Raw genomic sequence first — 24,580 nt, forward strand, 5'->3', positions numbered from 1 at the left:
CTATAGGTCTACCACTTCAGCTTGTTCATCGGATAAGCATTACTTAGTTAATTTTATCGGCCCACTGATCGAGACCATCAACAATATCTTGATATGCTGTCTCAAAAGCGCTCATTTCATGTTTATATGGGTCAGCAATATCCTTATTTTGCCAGTGACCAAGCTTAAAGGTTTTACCACGGCAAAATGGCCAACGTTCCTCAATCCATTTAGTCTGACTATCTGACATGGTAAAAATAAGATCAGCCTTTTTACTAATTTTTCGTCGATTTGTTTGGCTATATGGTCTGTAATATCTATCTGCTGTTCAGTCATAATTTTGAGAGCAGATGAATCTGCAGGATGCCCAATTAAAGCGCCAACGCCTGCGGAGTCAATTACTTTGTTAGGATAACGCTTTTTTAGCAAAGCTTCTGCCATTGGGCTACGGCAAATATTACCTACACAAACAACCAAAATATTATCAAAAGCCATGCTTATCACTTCCTATAAAGTTGAAAAACTTCTGATTGCTGAAGTTGATGGTAACAAAGCACTGATAACACGGTTCCAGCGCGTCAGACCAGTTGGGTCGACATAGACAATATCATTAGGCAACATCTCAAACCGGCTAGTCAGTGGAAAGCTAGTGAGCGCCTGCATATCTACATAGTATATATTTGTACGCTGATATTCAGGTTGATCACGTACTACGTAGATCTTAGCCGCATTAGCCGTATTAGAATTCAGACCAGCTGACTCCCCAATCACCTGCGCTAAGCTCAACCCCTGGTCAATAATAGGTACAGGTGCAACTTTGCCAAACTCTCCCAAAACATACACTTTATTGATGTCTTCGCTACTGACACGAATAGAGTCACCATCTTGTACATAAATTTGATTGGCTGATAATCCCGCCTGCTGCAGAGACTGTAATCCCATACGATAATCAATACCATTTCTTCTCAATACAATACTGTTTGAGTTACCTTCTCTCGTCGTACCACCAGCCATAGATATTGCACTGTACAATGACACAGGTTCGTCAGCAATATTGAATTGACCAGGCTTGTTAACCTCACCATCGATAAAAAACTTATTGCCTCGATACTCAGCAACTTTCACTTGCGGATCTGCATACTTTAGGTAGCGTTGCAATCTTGAACTTAGGTTTGCGGTGAACTGTGGAACACTTAGCCCGCCAGCTTGTATACGACCTATCAACGGAAACTGTATAAACCCCTGCTGATCAACAGGATAACCAGATGCTCCTGCAGCATTAATATCAGGATAATCTACCAAAATAATACTTAATACATCAGAGGATGCAATACGGTAATTCATCCTATTAGACGATCGTACTAGGTCAGATAGGTTGGCACTCATTTGTGAGCGAGCGATTTGTTTAGGTGGCAGTGTGGCGAGAGTCAATGGCAGTACATTGAAATTAATACCATTCTCTGCAGTAAAAGATCCACTGGGCGGTAACTGACCAGCTTGAAGCCCAGAATTGATGGTTGTAGTAGCACATCCATAGAGCATACTACTGGCTAACAAACACGCTGCACTCAACAACTTAGTTGTCTGTCTCATATCAAAAAGCCTCTTCTATTACTGCAATCACATAAAACGACTAAAAACAGTTTTGTATTAATAAATTTGTATCGATGTTATTTTTTTACATCTTTCACAAAAATAATCGGCATCATAACATAAGTTATCTGTTATACAGTAATGTTCTTATTGATTGATACAAAAAGCTATTTTTAAACTAATTACTCCATGTAGCATATAAATTCTTTTATCAATTACAATTAAATATATTACGTATATTAATAATTGATTGAATTTATATTAAATTCTTACACTGCTATGTTGCTGCATATGTACGACTACCTAAAAGCTGTTAAACATTCTTAGTAAAAATATGCAAGATTTTGTTCAAATTGGCTTGAGTACAGTTGCGAGGTGTATAAGTCAAAGAAATAAGTCAAAAAATACAGTATAAGCAGTCTTTTACTAGTATAATGCTGCTCACAGCAAACAATGCATTTTCTTACCTATTATCATTTATAATCTAGTATAAACAATTGTGAATCATTATACATTGAGAAATGTAAACCCACCGACTCAAGGACATTAAGATGAAAGACGAAAAATTGCAAAAGCACTCGCCCGTATGGGCCTTGGCTCACGCCGTCAAATGGAAGAAGTGATTAAAGCAGGTCGCGTATCTGTTAATAACGGTCCAGCAACGATTGGTGATCGTGTATCGCAAGGCGATGAAATACGTGTGGATGGTCGTCAGATCAAATATACCGCCGAAAATGAAAAGCGTCGCCGAGTGATCGCTTATTACAAGCCAGAAGGCGAAGTCTGCTCAGCCAAGGATCCAGAAGGTCGTCCGACTGTGTTTGAGCGCTTGCCAAAGCTCACTCATGATCGTTGGGTCATGGTTGGACGTTTGGATATCAATTCAACTGGCTTACTATTATTTACCAATGATGGTGAGATGGCGCATCGCCTGATGCATCCTTCTAGCGAAGTGACGCGTGAATATGCCGTTCGTGTGTTGGGTGAAGTCACTCCCGATATCGCCCGCAACTTGACTGCTGGTGTCATGTTAGAAGACGGCATGGCGCAGTTTGACGACATCAAAGAAGGCGGCGGTGAAGGCGTTAATAAGTGGTATCACGTTCAGCTCAAAGAAGGTCGTAACCGTGAAGTACGCCGCTTGTTTGAGTCACAAGGTCTGAAAGTTAGCCGCCTATTGCGTACACGTTACGGTACGATTGCCTTGCCAAAAGAGTTACGTACAGGTCGTTTCTTAGAGCTCGATAAAAAGAGATCAATACATTGACCGATTTGGTGAGCTTACGCCCACGTTATGGCACAGGTCTACATGGTGCGGCTAAAAAAAAGCAAGAGCGTATCAGAAACAAGCCGCTTAAAGCGCGTCGCACGGACACTCGTAATGACAATCGCAACAGCAGCGCGAAGCCTAAAAGCAGTGCTAGCCCTGCCAGCCGCGGTACGCGTAATAGTCGTGACCGCAATGATAAGCGCTAATTCAATTGATTTAACATTATTCTAAGTTTTTGATAGATTTAGAATAAACATAAAAAGGGGTCAATGACTATTCATCATTGACCCCTTTTTTTATGTATTTTACAGGCCCTCACAGTGACTCAGTATAAAAATAACGGCTCAGCTATCGTGGGTATTAATATAATGCGTCATGACTCGCAGCTCTTTTAGCTGCTCCTCGTCCATTTGTGCCAGTAGTCTATCCAAACGCTGTTCGATGTTATCTAAAACACTTTGCAATAACTCACTAGCCTCTAACCTCTTTTCACTATTCTCATTAGTGACATTTATATTTGTTAATTGGTAGTGAGTGGCTAGCATTTCGGGTAGCCGAGTTTGCAACATTTTGTTCAACACAAACTGCGCTTCTGTTATAGCAGGTGTTTTATGTTGAGCTTGTAATGCTGCCTGATAAGCTTGATAGCCACTCACTTTGTTATCGATACGTTTTAATTGCCGTAGCTGCTGATCTGACAAGCTTTTTAAGTGCTTTTTATTTAAGTTAAGCTGCTCCCAACTTAACGTAGCCAGTGACAATGGCGCATGATCATCTTGATATATAAGCACACCTGGAGTAATACCGACCGCTTTGTGCAATGCATGCCAGCCTTTTCTACCTAGATAAAAAGTTGTGACGGTCGTTACAATACCGATGCCTATTAATATACTCATAACTGCTCGCTACTCATCACTCAATTCTATGTATGACTACTTATCGTTGGCACTTAGCATTTAGCATTTAGCGTTTAATATCTTCTGCTACTGGATTTTTCACATCCGCGCTACTCAAAGTAGGTGACTCAATAGCCTCTGTTTTCTTACTGAGATTACTCAGCGGCTGCATTGTTGAATCCATATTTGGATGATCAAAGCGTGTTTGCAGATAGCGATTGGTCGCGAGCAGTTTTTGCCCATCTTGATGGTATGAGGCATTGAGTAAATCGTCAAACTGGGTATTGATCGTTTTAAGCACTTCTAACAATGCTTGTTTACCAGTGACATCTGAATGTTTGATTTTGGTGGTATCAGCACGCGCCCCATCTGTCACATCTAAGTCATATAAGCGGCGATAGTCTGCCACAGCTTGCGGAATGTGTCGGTCCATCAGATTTTGGATCATAATATAAGTTTCATTGATGGTGTCTTTATCGTCAATTTTGCCGTCATTATTGGTATCACCATAAATCAAGCGGAGTTTTTTGCCTTTTCGATTGATTTGCTCAAGTGCTGTTTTGACTTCAACAGGTAGGCTTTTCTCTGGTATATATCCCAGTTGCGGCATGGCAGTATATTCCAGCATTTTGGGCGCGGTAACTTTCTTAATACCACGATACCCCAAATATAACCCAGCGGCCGGCAGCACTCCGTATAATACAAACATCACTAACATAGCAGTCACTTGGGTCATCGGGTTTTCCTTATTGTTTTGACAGAATAGTTTGGCAGATTTCTTGTTATTTTTAATCAGTATTTTAAGCTAGGCGGTTTTAGTGTCGTCAACTTTATTGCTTAGCACTGCTTTTATTAAACAAAAAAATAAGGCTCTATGAAAGCCTTATATTGTTATACATTGAGTCTGTTATGTTTTTGGATAATCTTTTATTTTATAAAATACGCTAGCTTTGCGTGCGGCTCTTGACATAACGATGGGTTGAGGCAAGACGATTTAAAACGGTTTGATGCAACTCATCCAATAGCTCATCAAGCTCATAATCGATTTCTAAAAACAAATCGGTCAACATATCACCTGCGGTCATTTTTCCCTGAACCATATTGTTTTTGGTGCGATGCGGACTAAAGCGCTGCAACTGCTCATAATGATGTAGCGCTTCAGGGATGCTCTCGGACACCAGCTTATCAATGACAAACTGGCGCTCATTATGTTGCTGCTGCTGTTGCTCGTTTAGCTCACTACTCCACTCACGATAGCGTTTTAGCTTACCATTGATACGATCTAATATCGCAACGGCTTCGATAGGCATCGCATTTAGGGTGGCCTCATCGACCACATCAACAAGCTCAGTCATAATCGGACAACGTCCATGTTTGAGATACCACAAGGTATCGGGGTCAAAAGGTGGTCTATTGGTCGGTTGCATTTGGGCGCGATTGGACAAATAGCGATCAGTCAGCGGGGTTGATGAGTGAATATCGTTCACTTGCGCTAGTGCATCACGTATACGGTGTACCCGCTCAGGTGGCGTTAATGCAGCACGCTCGTGATTTGATTGAGTGCCGTCATTATTATGATGGATATCGATATTATCACTATTGTCATTTAAATTATGGTTAACACCCATCTCCTGCGCATTGTTGGCAGCTAACGTTGGTAGGTCATCTTGCGCTTGCCCAAATGACTTTAGCATTCTTGTCAAACTGACTACCATGACTTGCTCTGCCCCTCATCCAGTACACACACGTTGTGCTCGTATTGCATACGTTCATTCAATAGCTTATCTTAACAGGTTTTTGCTGACCTGCCAGTACGCAAAGTGTCAACATTCCTACTCTCTCCGCTCACTTCCCTAAATGCTAAGCGACTTGTTATGAATGCTCCCGATTATATTTCTGGTTTCCTGCTTGGGTTATCGCTCATCATCGCCATTGGCTCACAAAATGCCTTTGTACTCAAACAAGGTCTCAAACGTGAGCACATATTTTTGTTTGCCTGTTTTGCGCAGTGAGCGACGCGCTGTTGATATCAGCAGGCGTTGGTGGATTTGGTGCGGTCACCGCACGCTATCCGCATGTGATAGATATCGCAAAAATAGCAGGCGTTTTATTTTTGTTGGGTTATGGCTTACAAAGTTTGTATGCCAGTATCCGTGTATCACACGCTTTGAACGTTGATGGGCAAGTAGTGACCAGCTTAAAAAAAGCGCTACTACTCTGCTTTGGTTTCACTTGGCTCAATCCGCACGTCTACTTAGATACATTGGTGCTCGTTGGGATGGTTTCAACAGGCGCTGCTAGCAAACTTACCTTTGCCATTGGGGCAATTAGCGCCTCATTCTTTTTCTTTTTTGCGCTCGGTTACGGTGCACGCCTGCTCAGGCCGTTATTTGAAAAGCCAAAAGCTTGGAACATACTCGATGCGTTGGTAGGACTGCTGATGTTGTATCTGGCTTGGCATTTATACCAAAGCTAAACACAACATTAGGCGTTAAATCTAGATAAACTAAGATGCCATTATCAGCTATCTGATAAGGCCTCTTAATTCAATTATTAGGATTTTAAGTGCTCAATATTAGAGACAGAATAAATAGCTTAGATTAAAGCAGGAAACAGTGTGCGCAGACCGCTAACGATAATCTCGATAGACACGGCTGCTAATAGCATACCCATGATCCGGCTCATAATATTCAGACCAGTATCACCGAGCAAGCGGCTGATACGACCAGCAGCCATCAATGCCAGGTAGCAAAATAGACTAATAAAGAGACCAGCAATGATGATGGCAGATACCTGCAAAATGCCTGAGACTTGCGATGAATAAATAATAACGGTAGAAATACCACCTGGTCCAATCATCATCGGTATCGCAATGGGGACCACTGCTGAGGCCATCGTCGGCGGTGCATCTTGCACGTGGTCGACATCGAAGTTCTCTTGATCAGGCTTAACAGGGTTGCCTTCACCGTTCATCATATTTAGTGAAATCAAGAACACCAATATTCCACCAGCCAGCTGAAACGAGCCAATAGAAATACCTAGTGCTTTTAGTAAGGTCTCACCCGCCACCGTAAAAAAAACTGATGGTGATAAAAATGGTCAGACAAGCAACACGCGCAACTTTGCGTCGATTGTTCATCGAATAGCCGCGAGTCAAATCCAAGAACAACGTCAATGCGCTAAATGGATTGATCAATACCATAAAGGCTAGGATTATCTTGATAATTTCAGTATTCACTGAGCGCTCGCTTGTCTATTGATACCACTGGTGCAAAGATAAGGCCATCGTGCGAGTGCAACGATGACCCAATAGGCAATTCATAGTAGCATTGTAACATAGGCAGATAAGCGAGTTAAATCATTAACTTTGCTCGGTTACCCTTCTATGTCATCTTGGCGAGAAATCCAGCGAATATAAAAGCTATGAATCAGATGAAGCTGAAATACTTGATGGCCTATGCACTAAAATCTAAGCCAATATCCAGCGCAGTAGTACTGTGCGTTAGGTAGCCCATCGCGATAAAATCAACCCCTGTACTGGCGGCGGCTCGTACCGTTTCAGGCGTAATACCACCGGATGCTTCAGTCTTTGCGCGACCTTTACACATAGCAACCGCTTGCGATAGCGTTTCTGGCGACATATTGTCTAGCAATACCAAACTCACACCCGCCTCTAGCGCCTGCTCTAATTGCTCTAGCGTATCGACTTCAACCTCAATCGGAATCAGATGCCCAGCAAAGTGTTGCGCTTGCTCGATAGCCGTCTTTATATCACCTGCGATGGCAATGTGATTGTCTTTGATTAAGATCGCATCATCCAGTCCCAAACGATGATTGCGACCGCCACCGCAGCGTACCGCGTATTTTTGTACAATACGCAGACCTGGGATGGTTTTACGCGTACAAGTAATCTGCGCTGGATATTGCGCCACGCTATCGACGATCTGGCGGGTCGCAGTCGCAATACCGCTAAGATGCGTCATGAAGTTCAATGCTGTACGTTCTGCTGTTAGCAGATGGCGTGCATTACCTTTTACAGTAGCCAATACGGCACCAGCGGCGACTGTTTCGCCATCCTGCACTTGAGCCACAAACTCAATGTTTGCATCAACTAAGGCAAAAGACAACCGCGCCAAATCCATACCGCATATCACACCTGATTGTCGCGCCTTGATTTGTAGCTGGGCTTGCATATCTGCTGGGATAGTGGCTTGCGAGGTGACATCTCCACGCCTGCCCAAATCTTCCGCTAGCGCATCTTCTACCAAAGGTTTAAGCAATACGTCATCCAATACTGGCTCTTTTTCAATTGTCATGTTTGACCCTTATGTAGGCGTAATATGAATAAAAACGTCTAAATATTTAAACTCAAAATGAGCATAAATATAGCGTAAAGTTGACGCTCCTGCAAGGGAAGGTGAAACAGTTTTTATTGAGCAAGTCGATTTCTATATGAAATTGACCTAGCTGTATTTGTTAGTAGCAATTATTTACGCTTAGGAAGTTTGCTGTCCATCAATAAGCTTTGTAGCTCGATATCATGGCGAAAACGATAGAGTTTGGCGGGGCGACCACGCTGAGCACTACTACTCTCCTGTCTCCATCACAAGATTCTGAGATTCCAGCAAACGGCGAAAGTTTTGTTTGTGCAAGCGTATGCCTGATAAGGCCTCAACACTCTGCTGCAACTGGGATAAAGTAAACACATCTGGCATCAACCCAAAGATAAGCGGTCGATATTCAATCTTGGCGCGTAGTCTGGAGATAGCGGTGGCAATCACGCGGCGATGATCGTAATACATCGGTATGCCGATACGCTGAGACCAGTCGCTTGGCAATTGAACCGTTTGGTAATTAGGCGGATAATTGGGCGCTTCTGGTATCAGTCCTGCTTCATACAGCATCTCGTAGCGCAGCAGCACATGCTCTGCGATCCATTCTCTGCTTTCATCAGCCTTATCGCCAACTGGTTCAGTTTCTATGAACTCGCTATCTGTCAAAAACTCTTCGCTAAGTCCCCAGCACAAACCAATACGTTGACGCCTGCGCTGCCGGGCAACTGAATCTTCAGCGCTACTCGCCCACTCCAATAGCATAGGGATGATAAAGTCCATAATGATACTAGGCATACCATCTAGATGGTTCTCCCATGGGAAATAATCATACCAATTTCGCCATAGCGCTTGGCTTTGCAATGCCTGCATTTGAGTTTCTTGTACCAAACCAAGGTAGCTGACGTACACCAATGCATGACCATCAACGTTACGTCTGTTGGTATCAACAAAGGTATATAGCTGCTCTAAATATCCGAGCGGCTGCTGCGTCTGCTCTTCTACCCATTGACGTACGCCTGCCTGTAGCGAGCGATGTAGCGGCATAAGCGGCCCATTTGGCAGCAGCTTACCTTGATCAACGGTTAGGACACGAGCGATATGATCGGTAATCGCGACCAATACGGCGACCACTTCTGTCGTGCCGCTACCTTGCTGGTGCGCATGTGAATAAGACAACGTCATAATTTAGGGGGTTATCCTATCTGTATAAAGTGTGATGAGTGGACTATCAATGCTGATAATAATAAGACTCAGTATAACGTGAATCTAAAAATATCATAGTCTGCCGTTGCAATCAGACAACATCAAAATGGTCCTTCTACTATCAAGGATGGTGCAGAGAAATGCTAGAGAATCTCTATCACATAACCAAGAATAAATGATGACAACAGAGGAAATAAATCAGTAAACCTATAAAAAACACTTGTATTTATACTCAAAATGAGCATAATTAAAGACCAATTAAATTTATTTAACCAAATATCTTGTTTTAGCACACCATTTATCACTATAGCGCCAACAGAGGTTGCCATTATGAAAATTTATCCTTACGACGCACCCATCATGAGTACCGACAATCGCATCGCCACTCAGATGAACATCGAATATGCCAGAGCAAAAATGCCAGCAGACTTGCCTCGTGCTGAACGACTCGTGGTTGAAGAAAACATCAAAAAATTATTGAAAGATAATAACGCGGTACTCGTTGCACACTACTATGTCGATCCTTTTATCCAAGACTTAGCACTTGCGACAGGTGGCTGCGTCGGTGACTCGCTTGAGATGGCTCGGTTTGGACAAGCCCATAGCGCCCAGACCCTAGTCGTCGCTGGTGTACGCTTTATGGGCGAATCAGCAAAGATTTTAAGTATGGAAAAACCGTGCTTATGCCAGATTTGGAGGCGGAATGTTCGCTCGATTTGGGTTGTCCTGCTGATGAGTTTTCCGCATTTTGTGATGCCCACCCTGAACGTACCGTCGTCGTTTATGCCAATACCAGCGCCGCGGTGAAAGCCCGCGCTGACTGGGTTGTGACATCATCGGTCGGTATCGATATCGTCCGTCATTTGCATGCACAAGGTGAGCCGATCATCTGGGGGCCTGACCGTCATTTGGGCAAATACATCGCTCGTGAGACGGGTGCAGATATGCTGCTTTGGCAAGGGTCTTGCCTCGTGCATAATGAGTTTAAAGCCACTGAATTGCTGCAATTAAAAGCCGAGTACCCAGAAGCCAAAGTCTTGGTACATCCTGAGTCGCCCGATAGCGTGGTGGCACTCGCTGATGTCGTTGGTTCAACCAGTAAACTGTTGCAATCAACGTATGAGATGGATGCTGACACCTTTATCGTTGCAACTGACCTCGGCATATTGCATGAAATGCAAAAACGCTCGCCGAACAAACGCTTTTTGGCAGCGCCTACCGCTGGTGAAAGCGCAAGCTGTAAAAGCTGTGCCTTTTGTCCTTGGATGGCGATGAATGGCCTAAAAGGTATCGAGCAATGCTTGACCAATAACAGCGGTGAGGTACTAATGACGCCTGAGCTTGCCGCCGCCGCTAGAAAACCCTTACAACGTATGCTTGATTTTGCTGAATCGCAAAAGCAACGTGTGGCCGCCAGTGGCGATATCGTTCAAGACCGTGCATTGTTTGCCAATGTTGGGGCAGCCTAGCATGAGTCAGCCGCGCTCAGCCAATCAAACCCGTACCACCATCCCCTGATAACTGTATTCCTGATAACTGTAGGAGTAGTCGCATGAGCCATATTGTCAACACTGACGTCCTTATCATTGGCGCTGGACTGGCAGGCTTGAGTACAGCGTTATCGCTACCAAAGTCACTGAATATCACGGTTTTGAGTAAAGCGGCACTTGAGGTTTGCTCAAGTCACTATGCTCAAGGTGGCATTGCCGCTAGTCTAGACAAAGATGACTCTGTGTCTGACCATGTTGCTGATACCTTAGTGGCTGGTGCCGGGCTTTGCACACCCGATAATACTGCCCGTATCTTGGGTGCAGGACAGCAAGCGGTTCAGTGGCTATGCGCGCAAGGTGTCCCTTTACGCAGAACTCACCTAACGCTTTGGATAATACAAGCGCACAGGAATTTTCTCAGTTACAGACTAGCGACTTGCATTTAACAAAAGAAGGCGGTCACGGCTGTAGACGCGTCGCCCATGCGGACGATGCGACGGGTCGACACGTGATGGACGCATTAACCATCAAAGCGCAAGCTGCTACCAATATCACTATTTTGCCTTATCATGAAGCGCTTGAGTTACTGACACTGCCTATAGCGAGCGACAAGCCTTTTTTTACAGATAATAGCGATGCTAAGCATTGCCGAGGGGTGCTTGTCTTTGATCATATCAATGGGCGCCCGCTCACCTTTCATAGTCGTGCAGTGGTACTGGCTAGTGGCGGCTTAGGTCAATTATTCAAGCGTGCCAGCGCGCCTAACGTCTGCGTCGGTGATGGCGTGATGATGGCATGGCAAGCAGGCTGCCGCTTGGCAAACTTGGAGTTCATTCAGTTTCACCCAACAGGCTTAGCGCTAGATGACAGCAGCTTTTTGATATCTGAGGCACTGCGCGGTGAAGGTGGACGGTTATATTGTCCAAAGACGGGTGTCCGCTTTATGTTGGACGTGGATGCCCGTGCTGAATTGGCACCGCGCGATATCGTCGCTCGGGCGATAGCCGCGCAGATTGATAACAACGGGCTTGGCTACGTGCATCTTGATGTCAGTCACTTAGCCACTGACTTTATAAAAGCGCATTTCCCGCAGATTTACCAAACGCTATTAACGCTCGGGATTGATATCACGACAGATCCTATTCCAGTTGCCCCGACTGCGCATTATAGCTGTGGCGGTGTGGTGACTGATGCCAATGGATTGACGGATGTACCAGGACTTTATGCGGCTGGTGAAGTCGCTTATACAGGGCTACATGGGGCGAACCGCTTAGCAAGTAATTCGTTGTTGGAGTGCGTGGTGGTTGGTCGTAATATCGCAGACCATTTGCCTCAGTATGTCACCCGTTTAGCAAACGCAGAGAAGATAGGTAATGATGCTTATCGTGACATAAATCAATCCGTCATTGAATCTTGGTCAGTGCCTACGCTCACAGATGCGCAGTCAATTATTTTGACTGATACGTTATTTACAGCGTCCGAATATGACAATGATGACAAGCTATCTGGCGCTGAGGCGGACATGACCAAAATCACTGCCGCACTAAAAGTGCTCATGACCACTAACATGGGTATCACCCGTAGCGCGGGACAATTAGAACAAGCATTAACCCAAATACAAAAGTGGCAAGTTTCGCTTGCCAGTACTGAGCTTGGACAACAAAATATCATTAAAAATGACAGCCCCACGAACATACATGAGCTGGCATATTTTCAATTAACCAGACAGCTTGCTTTAGCGACCTTAATTATTCAGTCTGCTTATCAGCGTATGGAGAGTCGCGGCGGACATTATCGCCATGATTATCCAAAGCTATCGGATATACCTCGGGCAAGTGTGGTTGAGCCGCAGCGTGAGCCATATCAGCAACATATCTCCTCTGCTCAATCTATAAATATATCGAAAACGCTAAACAATATGTGGAAAACGTTGATTGCTTGACGGAGCAGTGTGCACATCAACGTTCTAGAAAAAGTCAGCCAATAGCAGAGATTGATTGACTTGTCGCAAGTCCTATCAGCTCACAAAATATCAATCAATGTAGGCTACCTAGTGGGTTTTTAGTATTCGGTCAGGGTTATGGTACAATCGCAAGCTTCCTAAAATGTCTTGTTAAAATCGCTGCGAGCTGACCACCATGCAAAGCCTAATTACCCTCGTTTTGGTCTTGATGCCAATGTTTATTGGCTTTGCCATTCCGTCTAACCCAACCATGACCAAACTAGCCGATACAGGCTTGTCTTATTTAGTCTATCTTATCTTGGCACTGATCGGTATTGAGCTATCACAGGTAGAAGGGCTGGGTAATCAAGTTGGCGAAATTGCACTGTACGTGACTGTCTTATCCATATTGACGATTGGCACAGGATTGTTTGCACTGATGGTATTTGATCATGTACGACCATGGCATGCCAAAAACCAAGCGTCAAATCTAAAGAGCACCGCGTCAGTATCCGCGGTAGCTTGGCACAAGTGGTTTGTGTCGTGATTGGCATGGTGATTGGTTATTTTTTACCGGCAGGTTATATGCCGCCTGAAAACTCTATGACGGTCATGCTGATGATTTTGATTTTGCTGGTCGGTATCGGTCTCAAAGGCTCAGGCATTACCTTAAAAGAAGTCATGCTCAATAAGCGCGGCGTCGAGATGAGCGTTATTTTTACGCTATCGGTGTTGGTTGGTGGGCTTGTGTTTGCCTTACTATTTACCGATGTGTCGTGGACGAAAGGCTTGGCTATGGCATCAGGGTTTGGTTGGTATTCACTATCCGCGATTGTCATGACTGATGCTTACGGCGCGGTATGGGGCAGTGTCGCGCTATTTAATGATTTGATACGGGAATTTTTGCGCTGCTATTCATTCCTGTATTTATGCGCAAATATCCTTCTGCTGCGGTGGGGCTTGGCGGCGCGACGAGTCTCGATTTTACCTTACCGATTATTCAGCAATCAGGCGGTCTCAAGGTCGTGCCACTGGCAATTAGCTTTGGCTTTTTGATTAATATCATCTCGCCCGTACTGATGGTGGTGTTTTCGGCTTTGGGGTAGCATTTGATAAATTTACTTTTTTAATTTTCAAACGCTGAATACACTATTCAACATTGCTAATAAGCACATAAATACGCTGATTGAGCCAACTGTTTTCAGCATCATTAGGCGCAATCGGTCGCTCCGATCCATAATAGGACGTTTCGATACGAGCGGGATCTATATTGTATTTCATAACGATATAATTTTTGATTCCTTCTACACGGTATCTTGATAGTGTTTGGTTGCCGCGACTGTCTTCACGCTTGGATATATGCCCTTCAACACGCATGATAGCGTCCAAATGATCTTGCATTTTCTTGCCTGCGTTATCTAGCTGTTCATAATACTCACTTTTTATCTCACTGCTATTTTCATCATAATAGGCTCTAGCTTCCATTCTGAATTCATTTTCAGCAAAAAGTAAGGAGTGCGGACAGCCTCTTTCATCTATTACCATATTATGTGGCGTCCTTGGGCATTCGTCCATAGCATCAAGTACGCCATCACCGTCGCTATCTAAAAATAACTTTAGCAACTGGAGCATTAATATTTTGAGTTGCTTGATTTTTGTGAAACAGATGTTTGGCAGGCTGATAACGCCAAAGCACTTACCAAAATTAAAAATGCATTTCCCAATTGAGTTTTCATAATATTTTTCCTTTAAAACTCTCTGCATTCGAGTAACATTTGATCATACCTATCTCGCGCTGATATCCAACCGAACGCTCGCTGATTCATAATAGCTCCCTCCTCGGTATCATTAGGAGCAATAGGATTATTAGCGCTACAATCAAAGGTGCGAATTCTATACGCTGGCAGGTCAAGATTAACCAAATAATTTTTGATACTTTGTGCACGAGCACTCGCTAATGAGATAAAGTCCAGTGGCTGAGACGAGCCTTTGAGATGTAGAGCTTTCTCGTCAATGGCTTGCTGTTCAATTTTGGAGGTATGCCCTTGGACAAAAAAAAGTCAGGTTAGAACAGCGATCCGCGAACGCTATGATCTTATTTAATTCCGGAGTATATTGTTCCTTTAATTCGGCACTATCTTTATCAAAAAATACTCGTAACTCCATAGACAATGTATCGTCCAAATCTACTGGCATAGGTTTGCCATTTTCATCAACAGGTGGCGGTTCAACCACGCAAATGGAGGGCTTTAAAACCTCTTGTGCTATGTTACTTGTGACTGGAGTCACTGATTGGCAGCCTGCTATTACCACAGCTCCTATCATCCATAAGGCAGTAGAGAATTTTGTTTTCTTAAACTTTGTCATAGTGAATGCCTTACTGGTTATGATAGGTCATACTTATACTCATGCTATGCCACTAACTCTGTGTCACTAAGAACAAGCAAACTAAACCCCACTAGCCTGCTTCGCAAACAGCCGCATTAAAGGTTTAATCTTGCCAACGCGGTACATGCCTTCGCTACGCAGTTGCTGCATAGGACGAGTTTGTGCAAGCGACCCTGCAAACAACCAATTCAGTGCCGAAAAGCTGTGCATCATCAGGCTATTATGCGGACGACGCGAGCGCTCATAATGACGCAGCGTTTGATTACTGCCCCACAGCGTGCCGCCACTACGGGTAAAGTCATGCATCAACTGCTCACACAACACTTTTACATCTAGCATACCGAGGTTCAACCCTTGGCCTGCTAGCGGATGCACGCCATGGGCGGCATCACCGATGAGTACCAAGTTATCAGCGACGTAGTTTTTTGCTTGTTGTGCTGCTAAAGGAAAACTGGCGATGGACTCAATCTGCTTTATAGCACCCAGCTCGTAATGACTTGCCGCTGCGAGTTTATCTGCGATAAAGCGGTCGTCTTCCTCTATCAATGCCAATGCCTGATTGCGCGGCAAGGTCCATACGATAGATTGCCAATGTTGTGGATTTGCCTTATCGTCATCAGTAATATCCGCTAGCGGCAAGAGCGCTAGCGTCCCCGTTGGCAACATGGCTTGACGAGCAGTCGCTTGATGTGGTTTCTCTGTTTGAATCGCACAGCAAATCGCGGTTTGATTGTAATCAAGCGTATCAAGTCCAATCCCTGCTTGACGACGCACAAACGAGCCACGACCATCAGCCCCAACTAACAGACGCGCGTCAATCGCTGTTCCATCATCCAAGGTCACACGGTAGCCTTGCTGCGCGCCTAGCCAGTCCATATTGACCACTTTATGCCCAGCGATAACCGTCAGATAGTCGCTGACATCCTCCTCAGACAGACGCTGCCATAAGGCGTGCTCAATAACGGCTGGCTCCACCATACTACCGAGTATCTCAGGCGCAGCGCTCTGGTCATGACTATCACCAAATAATAGCTCGCCCATGCCGTTCAACTGCCAAACCTGCATTTGTGAATAGTCGGCTTTACGCTTGGATGCGGTAATGTGTTGCCACGCGCCAACCTCTGTAAGCAGGTTAATACTCGCCAAACTAAGCGCATAGACACGCGCGTCACGTTTGCTTAGCACCGCTTGCCATGCAGACTCATCTCGAGCAGGACGGGCATCAACCAAGGTCACTGGCATTTTGTGCTGCGCAAGCTTTAGCGCGAGCGTCGCCCCAACGATACCGCCACCGATAATCAGCGTATGATTGTTTTTCATAAGGTGTCTCTCAATATTGCTCAATATTAGAATACTTATTATCAATCTCAATTACATATAGTTGATTCAGTTTAAAAGAGAGACAAGGCAACCGAGTGCAGATGTATAGGCAATACTGCAAGCGAGGTTAACGCTGTCACTCTTTAAAGAGGATTAACTATAGCGCTATGACTTTAAACCCATCGCGTAGGTTGCCACCAATGGCTTAATGTTTGGCAATTTATCAAAGGCCAGTAATGCCATATTACGTACAAACTTAATGGCGGGATTAGGATGCGTGAAGCCATGTACCACGGCATCACAGAATCGAATCACCCGCTTTTGATCCGTTTGACGCGCTTTTTCATAGCGCTTTAGTAGTTGTGCATTACCGATGTCCTCGCCTTTGAGCACTTGTGCGCTCATCATTTGCGCCAATACATGAGCATCTCGCATACAAAGATTAAAGCCTTGACCCGCGACAGGATGCAAAGTATGAGCGGCATTGCCCATGATAACGCAGCGACCCTCGACCTGCTTATCTGCTAGCACACGCGATAACGGATACGCGCCGCGGCGACCAGCAGCAACGAATTTGCCAGCGCGTTGTCCAAACGCTTGCTGTAGCGTCTGCAAGAAATGCGCGTCGTCTTCTAGATATTTGGTTTCTTCACCTGTTGGACAGACCCAAACCACAGATCGTCTATAACCGTGTTGATATTTATCATTGCCGTCGCCCTCTGGATCTGTCAGTGGCAGCACAGCTAGCGGCCCTGCTGGACTAAAGCGCTCAATGGCGACATGCTCATGCGGTCTATCGGTCTCTACCACACCAACGATAGCGGTTTGCTGATAGTCATAGGTTGTGGTGCCGATATTTAACAACTGACGTACCGTAGAATCGCGCCCATCACAAGCGACTAACACGCTGGCTTGTAGCTGTTGCTCGTTTTCTGCTGCGTCATCGTTGCTAAAGCTCAGCATCACGCCATCCGCTTGTTGGGCAACGGCGTTGACACTGGCATTATCAATCAAGGTAATAAGTGGCGACTGCTGCGCGGCTAATAAAAGCTTACGCCCGAGCCACGCGTTTTCAATGACTTGTCCAAAAGACTCTACTTTCTCCTCGGCTTTGTTGAGCTGTGCGCGACCAAAGCTACCTTGCTCGCTAATCTGCACGCTATCAATTCGGCACGCATGGCTTTGCAATTCATCCCACAATCCAATCTCTTGATAGATCTGTACCGTACGCCGAGATAACGCTGTATTACGACTGTCCAAATAATGACTGCGCGTACGGTCATCGGTCGGACTGATGGTTGGATAACGGTTTTTTTCTAATAGCGTGCTAGCAATGCCGTGATGCGCCAGTAGTAAGGCAAAAGACAAACCGACATGACCGCCACCGACGATAAGCACTTGCTGGTCGGTGATTGCTTCTCTTCTTTCAGGTAGGCTTTTAGAATTGGATAAAGGTGAACCTGTCTCTTGCATCGTTGTTGTTCCTATTATAATTGTTGGGCAGACACGTCTTTAGCGATTGATAGTCGTTTTATTGGATAGCCTTTATCTGGTAAAGGCCGCTTCTGACTCAATCGTAAAGTGCTGTAATATCGCTCATAGATTACCACAAATTGCCTATCATGCTGCGCTCTTAACCGTAGACAAATCGTTCGTCCATCCCTCATCGCAAGAAGGTTTATATCGGTAAAAACTCAACTTATCAATATCTCAATGCGAGCGTTACTTTTCCCTGATGATGTTATCTAACTGATAAATGAACTTAATAGACATGCTGTTGACTCGATTTGGAGTAGGCCTGTATGTTGATTGCAATCGACATACAAAAACAACGCTATATGCTCAATGTATCGCTTGAATTTTAAAAATTCTCTACCATAATGAAGGCAAGACTTTTATTTATTATCTTCCACAAAACCAACAATAATATTACCGTTATTTTTAGTATTTACTATAACTACTCAACACCCATATAACGCTACTAACTACTTTATCTCTGAAACCCGTGACGCTATCAAAATGAAATCACAGCGCCGGGCATACAATACAAGGATAATCGCTTGACTGATACCATGAGCCGCCGTATAAAGTTCGAATCCCTAACGCCAGCACAGCTCAAAACCGTGCTTGGCGAATATAACAACCACATGAAATACATCCAAGAACGCCTCGATATCAAAATCATGCAACGCCAAGGCGATTTTTGCTTAAGTGGCGATGTGACCGCTGTCGAGCGCGGTGAACGTATCATCTATAAGATGGTCGATGAAGCCCAAAACACCAAAGATATCAGCGCAGAAGAGCTGCATCTGATTATTCAATCTAGCATCTCGCGTGATGAGGGATATGGACGACGATGAGCAGGATGATGATATTGAGGATGCAGAATCAGATGAGGCTAATGAGTTTACGCCCGTCAGTCTGCGTACGCGCAAAGGTCGCATCATACCGCGCGGTGGCAACCAGCAGCGCTATGTAAAAAACGTCTTAAGCTCTGATGTGTCGTTTGGTATTGGCCCTGCTGGTACTGGTAAAACCTATCTTGCGGTCGCTTGTGCAGTCGATATGCTAGAGCGTAACGAGATTGAGCGTATCTTGCTCGTACGTCCAGCCGTAGAAGCTGGCGAAAAACTAGGCTTCTTGCCTGGTGATTTGACGCAAAAATTGACCCTTACTTGCGTCCATTGTATGACGCGCTCTATGAGATGATAGGTTTTGAGAAAGTTGGCAAGATGATCGAAAAACAAATCATCGAAATCGCCCCGCTTGCGTATATGCGTGGTCGTACGCTCAATAACTCCTTTGTCATTTTGGATGAAGCACAGAACACCACGCCTGAACAGATGAAAATGTTTTTGACACGTTTGGGCTTTGGCTCACGGGCTGTGATTACTGGTGACATCACGCAGGTCGATTTGCCGCGCGGTCATAAGTCAGGTCTCGCGCAGGCGATGGATATCTTGAAAGACATCGAAGAAATTCATATCACCAAATTTGATTCAAAAGACGTGGTACGCCATCAGTTGGTACAACAAATCGTTGAAGCGTATGACGTGTACGATGAAGCGCAAATGGCTCTAGAAGAAAAACGTAAGTTTGAACGTATCAAAGAACAAGAACGTAGACAAGCTGTGGCTAATGCTGCTGCCAAACTATAATATAGTCAATCCACTATAAAAGCGTTATAGCGTTAACCTCGCTTGAAGTATGACATATACATCTGCACTCGGTTGCCTTGTACCGCTCTTAAATTGGATCAACTATAATAACGCTAGAACAATTTACTATAAAGATTTATATTGCATAGAAAAACCGGATTACTAAAGTAGTCCGGTTTTTTCTTGACAGAGATTGCTTAGGTTTAGCATTACTTGGGTGAGGCATGGTCTAGATTGAGTATAGCCAACTAAACACGCCCATTTATAATAAAACAGGACACCGATATGAACCAATTTGACAGTAATAATAGCCACCAAGATCATAGTACCACTAATGATGATGACAGCTTGGTAGCACTGGATATTAATGCAGCCGATAGTATCGATGATGAGACGCTTGATACGTTTTATGATCGTAAGTATCTATTATCTGTCATGATGGCAACTTTAGATTATATGAACGCGCGCATCAATGAAGGTCTGACACTACCCTACTTTGCAGATATCGGTTCTGAGCTGTGGCAAGAAAAACCTAAAACCTTGGATATATATATTACAGATGAAATCGAAGGCCAAGCCCCTCAATTTAGAGGCACGCGGTAAGGACTATGCGACCAATATTTTGTCTTATCCAAGTGAGTTGCCTGTCGCCATCATCGGACTAATGCCAACACTGTCTCTTGGTGAGCTTATTATCTGTCATGAGGTCATGGTACGTGAGGCACAAGAGCAAGACAAAACCGTGGCACAGCACATCAGTCATTTACTGATACATGGCGTGCTGCACCTACTGGGTTTTGATCATGAGCTCGGAGAGGCCGAGCAAGATGAGATGGAGCGCTTTGAGATTGAGATTTTGGCAGGCCTAAACCTACCAAACCCTTATCTTTGATTCGGTCTTAATCAATCTTTAGTGGTCGGCAGCTTTTGTGCTTGACCCATTTGATTGATCATTTGATCCAAGCCTTTGACATGGATACTGCGCTGCGGGAATGGAATCTCAATATTCTCATCATCCAATGCGTGTTTGAACTGCTCAAGCAACTGGCACTGCATGGTCCACCAGTCAGCATTGGTTGTCCACACGTTCAATGTCAAATCAACTGAATTGTCACCAAGATTGGTCACTCGTACAATAGGCTCAGGATCGGTGAAAGACAACGGGTTATTTCTGGCGAGGCTCAGCATCAGATCTTTGGCCGTTTTGATATCTGCATCATAGCCAATGCCCACGGTGATATCGACGCGGCGATTGGGTAGTGCTGTATAGTTGACCACCGCTGAGGTTGTGATGTCGCTGTTAGGAATAATGATGTCATGATTGTTAATGGTCGTTAGATGCGTGTTGACCAAGGTAATCTCGGTCACTGTACCCGTATAGCTGCTGATTTGCACATAATCACCGCGTACAAATGGGCGAAAAGTCACGATCATAATGCCAGCGGCAAAATTTGATAATTGATCCTTTAGTGACAAACCAACTGCAACCGCGGCACCGCCCAAGATAGCAACGACCGAGGTGGTCTGTACGCCAACTTTGCTAAGTGCGGCTAAGACTACGACAACCAATAGCACGCCATACAACAGACGGCTTAAAAAAGCCAGAGACTGTTTCATCTAAATGACTACGCGCCATGAGACGGCCAAAAAAGTCGACGGCTTTTTTGGCAAGCCAGCGCCCAACGATAAATATAAGTATTGCCAAAGCCACCTTGATGACTATCTCTAATGCATTGCTGGTGAGCGTTGCAACATCTACTGTAAAACCTAAAAATTCCATACTAACTCTTTACTCGATAGCGGTGTGTTATAAATTTGGGTGTCGATTAATCTTAATTGCCGATTAATCTTAATTATTGTCGTCAAATATTATGACGTATTCGTTGATATTCTATGTTTATTTATCGTGTCACTGATTTTTTATCGCTTTAGTTTTGTAGTTTTCGTTTTGTGGCGTCAGTAGGTGACATCCACTTCGTCGCTATAGCGATAAGTACGTATCAGTCGTAACTCGACAATATCACTCATCTCTTTGGTAAATTGTCCAAAAGGTGCTGCTTGTCGTACTGACTGTTTTGCGGCCTCATCCAGTATCGTCGAATTTGAGCTTTCTAGCAGACGAATGGCTTTGATATTGCCATTATTACTAATAATGACCATGAGCCGCACTTCACCCGTAATGCCTTGCGCCCGTGCTTGCACAGGATAATGCAGATTGCCGACACGCTCGACATGCTCACGGAAGGTATTGATATAGTCAGCTGCTGCCCCGCGCGTGGTCGAGTTACTATCCATAGTGACCACTTTGGATTTGGTCGCATAGACTTGCTGACGTTGAGACAATTGCGCTTCTAAAGTAGCGATTTGCTTACGCAGACGCGCTTCTTGTGCCATGATGTCATCTTGTGCTTGTTTGCTATCATTATCCGACTCTACGCTCGCCTGACGCCAGCTTAACGTGGTGCGCAGATAGCTCTCTTGGTAGCGCTGCTGTCGAACTTGGCGCTGTAGATTGATGACGTCTTGTGTCTCGCTCATTTGCTCAGCAGACAATGGACTCATTTGGTCATTCTCTTGTCTTAGTCGCTCCTCTATGGTGCCGCCGCCTTCTTGTGAGGCGTTGGCAATAAAATGCGCGTCTTCGTTTGGCTGCATATTATCGGTGAGCGCCTTTGCCACATCCTGCATCATGGCAGCCGGGTCTTTACCCATCGAAAAGCTGATGCCAAAAATAATCAATACGTGTATGGCGACCGCAATGACAATCGCTACAGGTAAGCTCACATCACGCTTGGGAGGCTGCGCCGAAAAATGGTAGCTCTGTGAGTCTTTGATATAGGCCACAATGGGTCTCCAGCTGATAGGTAAGGGTATGGTTTATAAATGAGCATGTAGTGATATGCACGATATATGTCGGCGCTATCATAACATGACATAGAATTAAGTCGCTAGCCCAACCGATAGTGTCGAGAGATGGCGCTAATCAGTCATTGTTTACAACCTTTCATCTACTTAAAACAAATCTCTATCACTAAAAATGTTATAAAACAGGTATCGTCTTTATGATATCAAATGAATTGTCATAAAACGCATGTGTCCATTTTGAAGCCACGGTATTTGTTATATACTGTTTTAGAATGGTAGTGCTAAGCCCTATAATTATAAGGATAATAAGTTTGAGCGACTTTGATAACGTGAATAATTCAGACAGTTTTGACGAGCTCTTTGAGAACATCGGCTATCGTTTTGACGAGTCACTTGATAGTGGTTGGGAGCGTATCGCTCAATCGGTTAAAGACATCTATCATAAAACGACAGACAAACTCGAAGATGAGATATCCCTACCAGTCGCACAAAAATACGTCAACGAGGCGCTACAAAGCTTTGTAACGGATAATGTAAAAGCCATACTAGAGCTGCGCGTTGAAATGCATGATGATTGGTTTCGCTTATACTGCACGGTTAATGCTGGCGGTATTTACGCTGAAGTGGCCAGTAATTTTAGTTTGGTCCATGTGCAGCTAGATCGTAATGTCCAACGTTTTGTGTTTGGTCAGCAGACGTATACCGATATATTAAATCTACGCTGCGAGTCTTTTGTTAAGCGCCAAGGGATCAAGCTTGCTATTTGGTTTTATCATAGCGTCCTTAAAAAAGACCCATTGGGCTTTATTCTCTCCTACGTCAATATTGCTCGCCCAAAAGACGAAGTGATTTACCTCGATATTAACCGCTGGCTAAAAAACAACAAAAAGATCATGAGTACGTTGTATAAAGTACAGGTCAACTATGGAAAGCTTGAAGAAGAGCAAATGGTTTTGAAGGCGCAGATTAACTATCGTGACTTATTGGCCTCAAGCAATAACGAAGATATCATTAGCGACGATGATGAGCCGCAATTGATGCAAGGCCCCATCAACCCTGTAGACGATGCCACCGAACCCAGCCAAGAATAACGATCCATAAACGATGTCTCCAAAAAACGCTACATCTCACAGGTTATTAGCCTGATAGATGTAGCGTTTTTTATTAAATAAGACAATCGTCAGCTGCCCCTACCAATAGTTCTCAACAGCGATATTACCCTCACCTCGGCGATTCATCACCAATCCTAGTGTCTTCAATGCCTCTTTGGTATCATCCACCATATCTGGGTTACCACATAGCATGACATGCGTCGTATCGACATCCAAATCGATACCCGCGCGCGCTTGCAACGTGCCTTCTAATAACAGCTTTGGTAGTCGCTCTGATAACGCGCCGTCGACAGACTCACGGGTGACGATAGGAATGAAAATCAGCTTTGCAGGATTATCAACCAGCGAGCCAAAATCGTCTTGCAAGCGCTCGATTTGCTCAACGTACGCAAGCTCATCCGTCGAGCGTGCGCTATAGGCTAGCACGATATGCTCGTAATCTTCCCATGTCTTTAGGTCTTGTAGCATCGATAAAAATGGTGCAAGACCAGTGCCTGTGGCAAGCAGCCACAAGTCCTTAGGCAGGGGTTTTTGGTAACGCGCCAAGGTCAAAAACCCAAATGGCATGGTATTAAGTAATAGCTCATCGCCCACTTGTAGATGCTGCAACTGTGAGGTAAAAGCACCGTCAGGAATAACAATAGAAAAAAACTCTAGTACCTCATCAAAGGGCGAAGACACAATCGAATACGCTCGAAAGATATCTTCATTCAATGCTTCATTAGAGACTTCATCACTTGCCTTAACCTGTTGGTAATATTTTAATTGACTCGGATTGACACCCAAGCGCACAAACTGTCCGGCAGTAAACTTAAAACTATCAGGACGGCTGACGGTAAAGCTAAATAAATTTGGCGTCCATGTGGTTTTGCTGAGCACCGTTACCGTTTGAATATTATCACTCATAACTGTTCATCACTCATATTTTATTAAATGGTATTTTTATAAGATAAGTTTGCCAAAGACAAAAATTAAGCAAAAAGATGCGCCAAGCTTATCATAAAGCGGGCGCATCTTGGTTTTTTAACCG

The 24,580-nt window shown here is 44.4% G+C and carries 20 protein-coding genes and 8 pseudogenes; 11 read left to right on the plus strand and 17 right to left on the minus strand.

All coding sequences use genetic code 11. The features are described 5' to 3' along the window. Positions 1–43 precede the first annotated feature (43 nt). Both PKHYL_RS12515 and PKHYL_RS12520 read right to left on the minus strand, forming a co-directional pair. Positions 44–474: pseudogene (locus tag PKHYL_RS12515) on the minus strand (low molecular weight protein-tyrosine-phosphatase). Between the two features lie 12 nt (positions 475–486). After that, positions 487–1,572 carry a polysaccharide biosynthesis/export family protein gene (locus PKHYL_RS12520; protein WP_058024345.1) on the minus strand — a complete coding sequence of 362 codons (1,086 nt, stop codon included), beginning with the start codon at positions 1,570–1,572 and terminating at the stop codon, positions 487–489. Between the two features lie 586 nt (positions 1,573–2,158). Between PKHYL_RS12520 and rluB the strand changes: the two are divergent. Further along, positions 2,159–3,048, plus strand: a pseudogene (rluB, locus tag PKHYL_RS12525) (23S rRNA pseudouridine(2605) synthase RluB). 138 nt (positions 3,049–3,186) lie between these two features. Here the strand turns inward: rluB and PKHYL_RS12530 are convergent. The 3 genes from PKHYL_RS12530 to PKHYL_RS12540 form a co-directional block, all read right to left on the minus strand. Continuing rightward, the gene (locus tag PKHYL_RS12530) at positions 3,187–3,738 is read right to left on the minus strand and encodes a hypothetical protein (RefSeq protein ID WP_186474894.1); all 552 of its coding nucleotides are present in this window, start codon (positions 3,736–3,738) and stop codon (positions 3,187–3,189) included. 67 nt (positions 3,739–3,805) lie between these two features. Beyond that, positions 3,806–4,474 (minus strand): hypothetical protein, encoded by a 669-nt coding sequence (locus tag PKHYL_RS12535; RefSeq protein WP_240365332.1) that lies wholly within the window; start codon positions 4,472–4,474, stop codon positions 3,806–3,808. 208 nt (positions 4,475–4,682) lie between these two features. Then, a complete protein-coding gene (locus PKHYL_RS12540) occupies positions 4,683–5,432 on the minus strand; it encodes a hypothetical protein (RefSeq protein ID WP_186475400.1) in 750 nt (249 codons plus the stop codon). A gap of 180 nt (positions 5,433–5,612) precedes the next feature. Between PKHYL_RS12540 and PKHYL_RS12545 the strand changes: the two are divergent. Next, a pseudogene (locus PKHYL_RS12545) lies at positions 5,613–6,214 on the plus strand (LysE/ArgO family amino acid transporter). 119 nt (positions 6,215–6,333) lie between these two features. Here the strand turns inward: PKHYL_RS12545 and PKHYL_RS12550 are convergent. The 3 genes and pseudogenes from PKHYL_RS12550 to PKHYL_RS12560 form a co-directional block, all read right to left on the minus strand. Next, positions 6,334–6,940: pseudogene (locus tag PKHYL_RS12550) on the minus strand (MarC family protein). 253 nt (positions 6,941–7,193) lie between these two features. Beyond that, the gene (gene nadC / locus PKHYL_RS12555) at positions 7,194–8,054 is read right to left on the minus strand and encodes a carboxylating nicotinate-nucleotide diphosphorylase (RefSeq protein WP_186474897.1); all 861 of its coding nucleotides are present in this window, start codon (positions 8,052–8,054) and stop codon (positions 7,194–7,196) included. A gap of 170 nt (positions 8,055–8,224) precedes the next feature. Continuing rightward, positions 8,225–9,254: pseudogene (locus PKHYL_RS12560) on the minus strand (NUDIX hydrolase). Positions 9,255–9,605: 351 nt separating this feature from the next. Here PKHYL_RS12560 and nadA point away from each other — a divergent pair. The 5 genes and pseudogenes from nadA to PKHYL_RS18970 all read left to right on the plus strand — a co-directional run bounded on the left by nadA (position 9,606) and on the right by PKHYL_RS18970 (position 13,813). Further along, positions 9,606–10,744, plus strand: a pseudogene (nadA, locus tag PKHYL_RS12565) (quinolinate synthase NadA). A gap of 83 nt (positions 10,745–10,827) precedes the next feature. Continuing rightward, positions 10,828–11,211, plus strand: coding sequence for an FAD-dependent oxidoreductase (locus tag PKHYL_RS17730; RefSeq protein ID WP_269778175.1), 384 nt, complete (start codon positions 10,828–10,830; stop codon positions 11,209–11,211). After that, positions 11,112–12,707: an L-aspartate oxidase gene (locus PKHYL_RS17735; RefSeq protein ID WP_269778176.1), complete on the plus strand. Its 1,596-nt coding sequence runs from the start codon at positions 11,112–11,114 to the stop codon at positions 12,705–12,707. The genes PKHYL_RS17730 and PKHYL_RS17735 overlap by 100 nt, the downstream gene beginning before the upstream one ends. Positions 12,708–12,903: 196 nt before the next feature. Beyond that, positions 12,904–13,254 (plus strand): hypothetical protein, encoded by a 351-nt coding sequence (locus PKHYL_RS18965; RefSeq protein WP_240365333.1) that lies wholly within the window; start codon positions 12,904–12,906, stop codon positions 13,252–13,254. A gap of 38 nt (positions 13,255–13,292) precedes the next feature. Continuing rightward, positions 13,293–13,813 (plus strand): annotated as a pseudogene (locus tag PKHYL_RS18970) (lysine exporter LysO family protein). A 43-nt stretch (positions 13,814–13,856) separates the two neighbouring features. Here PKHYL_RS18970 and PKHYL_RS12590 read toward each other — a convergent pair. From PKHYL_RS12590 to PKHYL_RS12605, 5 genes are all read right to left on the minus strand, one after another. After that, on the minus strand, positions 13,857–14,471 hold the full coding sequence (locus tag PKHYL_RS12590; protein ID WP_240365334.1) for an OmpA family protein: 615 nt from the start codon (positions 14,469–14,471) through the stop codon (positions 13,857–13,859). Then, the gene (locus PKHYL_RS18975) at positions 14,456–14,737 is read right to left on the minus strand and encodes an OmpA family protein (RefSeq protein ID WP_442966160.1); all 282 of its coding nucleotides are present in this window, start codon (positions 14,735–14,737) and stop codon (positions 14,456–14,458) included. Before PKHYL_RS18975 ends, PKHYL_RS12590 begins: the two co-directional genes overlap by 16 nt. Then, complete coding sequence (locus PKHYL_RS12595; protein ID WP_240365335.1) at positions 14,733–15,074, minus strand: hypothetical protein; 342 nt, start codon at positions 15,072–15,074, stop codon at positions 14,733–14,735. The genes PKHYL_RS18975 and PKHYL_RS12595 overlap by 5 nt, the downstream gene beginning before the upstream one ends. Before the next feature lie 81 nt (positions 15,075–15,155). Continuing rightward, positions 15,156–16,415, minus strand: a complete 1,260-nt coding sequence (locus PKHYL_RS12600; RefSeq protein WP_186474903.1) for an FAD-dependent oxidoreductase — start codon at positions 16,413–16,415, stop codon at positions 15,156–15,158. A 165-nt stretch (positions 16,416–16,580) separates the two neighbouring features. After that, positions 16,581–17,888, minus strand: coding sequence for a UbiH/UbiF/VisC/COQ6 family ubiquinone biosynthesis hydroxylase (locus PKHYL_RS12605; RefSeq protein ID WP_186474904.1), 1,308 nt, complete (start codon positions 17,886–17,888; stop codon positions 16,581–16,583). A gap of 587 nt (positions 17,889–18,475) precedes the next feature. Between PKHYL_RS12605 and PKHYL_RS12610 the strand changes: the two are divergent. The 3 genes and pseudogenes from PKHYL_RS12610 (at position 18,476) to ybeY (ending at position 20,465) form a co-directional block, all read left to right on the plus strand. Further along, a pseudogene (locus PKHYL_RS12610) lies at positions 18,476–19,573 on the plus strand (PhoH family protein). Between the two features lie 285 nt (positions 19,574–19,858). After that, on the plus strand, positions 19,859–20,176 hold the full coding sequence (locus tag PKHYL_RS18225; protein ID WP_332835887.1) for a hypothetical protein: 318 nt from the start codon (positions 19,859–19,861) through the stop codon (positions 20,174–20,176). Beyond that, a complete protein-coding gene (gene ybeY, locus PKHYL_RS18230; protein ID WP_332835888.1) occupies positions 20,133–20,465 on the plus strand; it encodes an rRNA maturation RNase YbeY in 333 nt (110 codons plus the stop codon). The genes PKHYL_RS18225 and ybeY overlap by 44 nt, the downstream gene beginning before the upstream one ends. A gap of 11 nt (positions 20,466–20,476) precedes the next feature. Here ybeY and PKHYL_RS12620 read toward each other — a convergent pair whose 3' ends face one another. The 3 genes from PKHYL_RS12620 to PKHYL_RS12630 all read right to left on the minus strand — a co-directional run bounded on the left by PKHYL_RS12620 (position 20,477) and on the right by PKHYL_RS12630 (position 22,417). Then, a complete protein-coding gene (locus PKHYL_RS12620) occupies positions 20,477–21,142 on the minus strand; it encodes a mechanosensitive ion channel family protein (protein WP_240365336.1) in 666 nt (221 codons plus the stop codon). Further along, positions 21,114–21,353: a mechanosensitive ion channel family protein gene (locus tag PKHYL_RS18980; protein WP_240365337.1), complete on the minus strand. Its 240-nt coding sequence runs from the start codon at positions 21,351–21,353 to the stop codon at positions 21,114–21,116. Before PKHYL_RS18980 ends, PKHYL_RS12620 begins: the two co-directional genes overlap by 29 nt. Before the next feature lie 176 nt (positions 21,354–21,529). Further along, entirely contained in the window at positions 21,530–22,417 is an 888-nt protein-coding gene (locus PKHYL_RS12630; protein WP_227517151.1) for an energy transducer TonB, read from the minus strand. Between the two features lie 332 nt (positions 22,418–22,749). Here PKHYL_RS12630 and PKHYL_RS12635 point away from each other — a divergent pair, with 332 nt between their 5' ends. Then, positions 22,750–23,529 (plus strand): hypothetical protein, encoded by a 780-nt coding sequence (locus PKHYL_RS12635; protein ID WP_227517150.1) that lies wholly within the window; start codon positions 22,750–22,752, stop codon positions 23,527–23,529. Positions 23,530–23,628: 99 nt separating this feature from the next. Here the strand turns inward: PKHYL_RS12635 and PKHYL_RS12640 are convergent, their stop codons facing one another. Continuing rightward, positions 23,629–24,456, minus strand: coding sequence for a ferredoxin--NADP reductase (locus PKHYL_RS12640; RefSeq protein WP_058024558.1), 828 nt, complete (start codon positions 24,454–24,456; stop codon positions 23,629–23,631). Between the last annotated feature and the right edge of the window lie 124 nt (positions 24,457–24,580).

The sequence above is a fragment of the Psychrobacter sp. KH172YL61 genome, assembly GCF_007182895.1.
GTDB lineage: Bacteria > Pseudomonadota > Gammaproteobacteria > Pseudomonadales > Moraxellaceae > Psychrobacter > Psychrobacter pacificensis.

Coding starts and splice junctions, on each gene's coding strand:
- PKHYL_RS17730 (WP_269778175.1), top strand. CDS start 10,828: ATGAGCCATATTGTCAACACTGACGTCCTTATCATTGGCGCTGGACTG.
- PKHYL_RS12520 (WP_058024345.1), bottom strand. CDS start 1,572: ATGAGACAGACAACTAAGTTGTTGAGTGCAGCGTGTTTGTTAGCCAGT.
- nadC (WP_186474897.1), bottom strand. CDS start 8,054: ATGACAATTGAAAAAGAGCCAGTATTGGATGACGTATTGCTTAAACCT.
- PKHYL_RS17735 (WP_269778176.1), top strand. CDS start 11,112: ATGCGCGCAAGGTGTCCCTTTACGCAGAACTCACCTAACGCTTTGGAT.
- PKHYL_RS12535 (WP_240365332.1), bottom strand. CDS start 4,474: ATGACCCAAGTGACTGCTATGTTAGTGATGTTTGTATTATACGGAGTG.
- PKHYL_RS12600 (WP_186474903.1), bottom strand. CDS start 16,415: ATGAAAAACAATCATACGCTGATTATCGGTGGCGGTATCGTTGGGGCG.
- PKHYL_RS12530 (WP_186474894.1), bottom strand. CDS start 3,738: ATGAGTATATTAATAGGCATCGGTATTGTAACGACCGTCACAACTTTT.
- PKHYL_RS12590 (WP_240365334.1), bottom strand. CDS start 14,471: ATGCAGAGAGTTTTAAAGGAAAAATATTATGAAAACTCAATTGGGAAA.
- PKHYL_RS12605 (WP_186474904.1), bottom strand. CDS start 17,888: ATGCAAGAGACAGGTTCACCTTTATCCAATTCTAAAAGCCTACCTGAA.
- PKHYL_RS12540 (WP_186475400.1), bottom strand. CDS start 5,432: ATGCTAAAGTCATTTGGGCAAGCGCAAGATGACCTACCAACGTTAGCT.
- PKHYL_RS18965 (WP_240365333.1), top strand. CDS start 12,904: ATGCAAAGCCTAATTACCCTCGTTTTGGTCTTGATGCCAATGTTTATT.
- ybeY (WP_332835888.1), top strand. CDS start 20,133: ATGAAATCGAAGGCCAAGCCCCTCAATTTAGAGGCACGCGGTAAGGAC.
- PKHYL_RS18980 (WP_240365337.1), bottom strand. CDS start 21,353: ATGGAATTTTTAGGTTTTACAGTAGATGTTGCAACGCTCACCAGCAAT.
- PKHYL_RS12640 (WP_058024558.1), bottom strand. CDS start 24,456: ATGAGTGATAATATTCAAACGGTAACGGTGCTCAGCAAAACCACATGG.
- PKHYL_RS12595 (WP_240365335.1), bottom strand. CDS start 15,074: ATGACAAAGTTTAAGAAAACAAAATTCTCTACTGCCTTATGGATGATA.
- PKHYL_RS18225 (WP_332835887.1), top strand. CDS start 19,859: ATGAACCAATTTGACAGTAATAATAGCCACCAAGATCATAGTACCACT.